Source organism: Methylobacterium sp. E-045 (assembly GCF_022829685.1).
GTDB lineage: Bacteria > Pseudomonadota > Alphaproteobacteria > Rhizobiales > Beijerinckiaceae > Methylobacterium.
In genome coordinates, this window is sequence record NZ_JAKSYE010000073.1 from 1 (window position 1) to 4817 (window position 4817).

At 61.4% G+C, this 4817-nt stretch carries 3 protein-coding genes; all 3 read left to right on the plus strand.

Going from position 1 to position 4817, the window contains the following annotated elements; translation table 11 throughout:
• The first annotated feature begins 406 nt into the window (after positions 1 to 406).
• Positions 407 to 898, plus strand: coding sequence for an RNA polymerase sigma factor (locus MKK51_RS10450; RefSeq protein ID WP_243976915.1), 492 nt, complete (start codon positions 407 to 409; stop codon positions 896 to 898).
• An 81-nt stretch (positions 899 to 979) separates the two neighbouring features.
• Positions 980 to 1885, plus strand: coding sequence for a FecR family protein (locus tag MKK51_RS10455; protein WP_243976916.1), 906 nt, complete (start codon positions 980 to 982; stop codon positions 1883 to 1885).
• A 245-nt stretch (positions 1886 to 2130) separates the two neighbouring features.
• A complete protein-coding gene (locus tag MKK51_RS10460) occupies positions 2131 to 4512 on the plus strand; it encodes a TonB-dependent siderophore receptor (protein ID WP_243976917.1) in 2382 nt (793 codons plus the stop codon).
• Positions 4513 to 4817 lie beyond the last annotated feature (305 nt).

Consider the following 4817-nt stretch of genomic DNA (forward strand, 5'->3'; position numbering starts at 1 on the left):
CCCCCGAGTGACGACATCTCACACTTCTCGCGAAATCAGCCCACGCTAAGTGTTTGAAACTATGGAACCCGAACTGCGCCGGTTCTCCCCGCATCGCCCCTTCATCGCCACCGCCGACCTGTAGCTCAGCCCCACGGCATCAGCGGGGCATCCTTCGAATTTTACTCATACCGCGTAGTCCCACGGCGACCCCGCTTCTGATGTCCCGTAATCGATGGTTCTTCCACGCAAGAATGCTCGCGAGCATAAGGCGTTAGCGGGCTGGCGGACCAGTTCGTAGTAAGAGAGCGAGTCACCAGATTAAAATCACTCTAGAACATTCAACTTGCTTAGTTTTTTGCAGTCCACCAAAGGTGTGCAGCACTCGAAATGATAGTTGCTTCCAGAGCAGGCGAAAGGCCGGAAAATGGATACGCCGGCACACGATCTAACGTCTCTCTACATCTCGGAGCATGGACGGCTCAGCCGATTCTTGCGCCGGATCGTCGGCAATCGTGCGGCGGCTGAAGATCTGGTGCAGCAAGCTTTCCTTCGCTTCCTGCCGCGTGGGCATGCGGCCCGCCCGGAACTGGTCGTTGCCGCGCGCAATCTTGGGTTGAACTACCTCCGCGATGGCAAACGCCGACGGGAGGTCACAATCGATGACAAAGCCTTCGAACGGATCGTCGATCCGACCCCGTCGCCCGAAGCCGTTGTTCTACACCGCAGCGAATTGCGCCATCTTCTCGAAGCCGTTGCAAGCCTGCCACCACGTCGACGCCAGATCTTCGTGTTGAGCCGGTTCGAGGGGCTCTCCCATGCCGAAATCGCCCTACGACTCGACATCGCACCTCGGACCGTCGTCAACCAATTGGTCGCCGCCCTGGCAACTCTAGATCACTCCCTCGGCTTCCCGTAGAACATCGACCCTTCCCGTTCACCGATAGCCTCAACCAGCGTGTCGCCCGAACCTACAACCGGAAATGTCTCTGAGCGTCAGATGGAAGCCGCGCTGGCGTGGTTCGTCCGCTCGCAGGACGGTGCGCACGGCTCGTTCGACCAAGGGGCATTCGAGGCCTGGCTCGCCGCCGACCCCGCTCACCCCACTGCATTCGCGCGGGCGAAGGCTCTGTGGGACCGCTTCGACGTGGTCTCCGAGCATGCGCAAGGACGACGGAAACGCCCCTCTCCCGACAGGCGCAAGTTCATTGTCGGCGCCGTGAGCATGGGCTTGGCCGGCGGCGGCGCGGCACTCGTCGCCGGCCGGCCGGACCTGTTCGCTGATTTCCGAACCGGAACCGGTGAGCGACTCGCCCTGACATTGCCCGATGGCAGCAGGGTCGAGCTCGGCAGCGACAGTGCCTTGTCCCTCGCCGACCTGCCGGAACTCCGCCGCGTCGTCCTGCATCGCGGCCAGGGCTTCGTCGAAGCCCGCGTCGAAGCCGCGCGTCCCTTCTCACTCGTCGCTGGGTCGGTGACCGCACGGACGCCGGGGGGCAGTTTCGACGTCAAGCGTCTCGGCGATTCAGTGACCGTCACCACGATGACAAGGACCGTCGATGTGGACGCCGATGGATACCGCGAGCTTCAGGTCGAGCCGGGATGGCAGGCCCGCTACGATCACTCCCGGCCGCCACTTCTTACTCGAGCCGATCTTCCCGACGTTATCGCCTGGCGCCAGGATCGGATCGTGTTCCGGGATACGCCCCTCCGCCTGGTGGCGGCAGAACTCGAACGCTACCGCCGTGGGCGGATCATCCTGCTTAGCGACACGATTGGCGATCTTTCGGTCACAGCGGCCTTCGACGCGCGCCGGACGCGCGACGCTCTGACCACCATCGGCGAAACCCTGCCGATCCGGGTCACTGAATTCACCCAGCTCCTCACGCTGATCCGGCCCCTGTAGAGCAAACGGGCCGAAAAATCGCACACTGCGGATAGTCCTTCCATCCATCTCGGGGGTCCTTCGTTTTGAGGGAACTCGGCAAGCCCCTCGGAAATCGGCACGCCTGCTGAAATGGGCGATAGGAACGGTGGGTGATGGGTCAGGTAAGAAGAGGCGGAGAGGGTCGTGCGCGTTCCCATTGGGGGCGATGCAGGAATACCGGGTGGATCGGCGCCATCGCCGTCGCAGCCGCCCTAGGCGCAAGCATGCCGCAACTGGCCTCGGCTCAGCCTACGGAGGCGATGGCTAGGTACGTCTTCGATATCGGTCCTCAGCCCCTTGCCGATGCTCTCGTCCAATTCACCGACCGCACCGGCATCCAGTTCTTTCTCAACGGCGGCTTAGCCCGCGGCCTGCGCTCGCCTGGGGCACTCGGGGCATTGCCTCCCCGCGAGGCCCTCGCAGCGATCCTGAAAGGAACGGGGCTCACCTACAGCTTCCGTGATTCCGAGACCGTTATGATCCGCCCGGTCGATCGTACCGGCGCAATTGACGTCCCGGACAGCGCCGACGTCCGTCTTGATGAACTATCGGTAGAAGCGCAGACGCCAACCTTCGGCACCACTGGCTTTGTCGCCACCCGCTCCACCGCCGGCATGAAGAGCAATGCGTCGATCCTGGAGACTCCGGCGACGGTGAGCGTCATTACCCGCGAGGAACTCGATGTCCGTGGCGTGCAGGATATCAACACGGCGGTCGCCTACACCCCGAACGTCAAGGCCAGCGATTATCCCGGAGGGCAGGGCACACCCGATTTCACGATCCGGGGCTTCCGCAGCATCGGGTTGGAGAACGTCTACGAGGATGGGCTGCGGGCCGGCTTCAACGCCTACAACCAGAACATTGAGCCCTACGCTTACGAACGTATCGACATCATCAAGGGGCCGGTCTCAGTACTGTACGGCCAAGGGCAACCGGGGGGTATCGTCAACCTCGTGTCGAAGCGGCCGAGTTTCACCCAATCTAACGAGGTCTACCTTCAGGGGGGCAACTACAACCGCCTTCAGGGCGGCTTCGACCTGACCGGACCGGTCGTGGGCAACGAGCAGTTCGCCTACCGTTTCACCGGCCTTGCAAGACGCTCGGATACCCAAGTCGCCTTTTCGCCGGACGACCGGATCTATCTGGCACCCTCCGTCACTTGGCGGCCGGATGCCGACACGTCGCTGACCGTGCTGGCGAAATATGCCCGCTACAACCGCGGTGGATCCGAACAGAGCACTCCGATCATGGGCTCCCTTAATGCCGGACCATTAGGGCGTTTCCAGCGCAGTCTGTTTCTTGGTGTTCCGAGCTTCAATAAGGAGGATATCGAGTCGACATCGATCGGCTACATCCTCGACCACACTTTCGCAGACAACTGGATCTTCCATTCCGCCGCCCGCTTCGTCGCGACGCAGAGCAGCTTCAACCTCGTGGGGGCCTCCAGCGGTACCCTGGTCGACGACCGCCTTTACGGAATCTTTCCGTACCAAAGGAAGCAGTCTTCGGACGCGATCCTCACCGACAACCATATCGAGGGCCGCTTCGACCTCTGGGGCGTGCAGCACAACGTCGTAGCCGGCATCGATTTCTGGCAATACCAGGATCGGGATCGCCGGAAATTCAGCTCGGACGAATTCTTTATTGATCTTTACAACCCAGTCTATCCCACTCGCATTTCACTGCCGACGGCGATTGACTACGCCAGCGATGGGATCTACTCGCAGGTCGGCCTCTATGCGCAAGACCAGATCAAGTTCAACGGCTTCATTCTAACGGGAAGCATCCGCCAGGACTATGCCAGCGCGACGGTCTCCGACAAGCTCAGCAATACGACCGTAAGAGTGAACCCGGATGCCTTCACCTATCGTGCCGCCCTTGGTTACGAATTCGCTGCCGGCATTGTGCCCTACGTCGCCTATTCTACGTCCTTTGCCCTCAATGCGGGAAATCGGCGCGATGGGACCATCCTTGATCCGTCTGAAGGCAAGCAGGTCGAAGCAGGAGTAAAGTACCAGCCGGTCGGCACGAACAGCATCTATACGTTCTCTGCCTTTGACATCACGCAGACGAACGTGCCCACCGCAGACCCAAGTGCGCCGGGTTTTTTGGTCCAGACCGGTGAAGCCGTGTCTCGCGGCATCGAACTAGAGGCGAAGACCACTATTGCGGAGGGACTGAACCTAGTCGCCGGTTATGCCTATCTCGAAACCAAGATCACACGGGACAACGTCAACCCGTTCACCGGACGTAGCAATCTCGGTAACCGCCTACCAAACGTACCGACCAACGCTCTGTCCCTCTTCGTGGATTATGCGCTACCACTATCGAGCACCCTGGCTGGCCTCCGTGTTGGGGCCGGTGTCCGCTACGTCGGGGAGACGACGGATATCACCAACATCGATAAACTTCCTTCTTACGCCCTGGTCGATGCCTCCTTGAGCTACGACCTAGCTCGCCTCGCCCCGAGCTGGAAGGGCGTGACCTTGTCTGTCAACGCTCTAAACCTATTCGACCAAAGGTACTTTACGTCCGGCTTCTACCAAGGCACCGCCTTCGAAGGATTCAGGCGGTCCGTTTTTGGAACCCTTGCGTACCGATGGTGATAAACTAGATGCAGGTCACCCCCCCCCCCCCCCCCCCGCCGACCCACACCCCACCACCCACCCCCTACCCCCCCTCGACCAACACCCCTGCCCATCGTCAGATACGCCACACCCACGCCACCGCTCAGTCCACATCTCCGCCCTCACCCCCCTGCACCGTCGTCACACTCCCCCCACTCCCACGCCGCCGAGTCACAGCCCACACGCCCCTCCCCCACGATCCCGCCCAGCCCACCGCCTCCCGGCTCCGCCTAATTCTGCAGCTGGTACTGCTACCGCCGCACCTCTCTCCTGACTCACTCGCC

What these genes read in the sequence shown, in the direction of transcription:
- MKK51_RS10450 (WP_243976915.1), top strand. Translation starts at nt 407, where the DNA reads ATGGATACGCCGGCACACGATCTAACGTCTCTCTACATCTCGGAGCAT.
- MKK51_RS10460 (WP_243976917.1), top strand. Translation starts at nt 2,131, where the DNA reads ATGCCGCAACTGGCCTCGGCTCAGCCTACGGAGGCGATGGCTAGGTAC.
- MKK51_RS10455 (WP_243976916.1), top strand. Translation starts at nt 980, where the DNA reads ATGGAAGCCGCGCTGGCGTGGTTCGTCCGCTCGCAGGACGGTGCGCAC.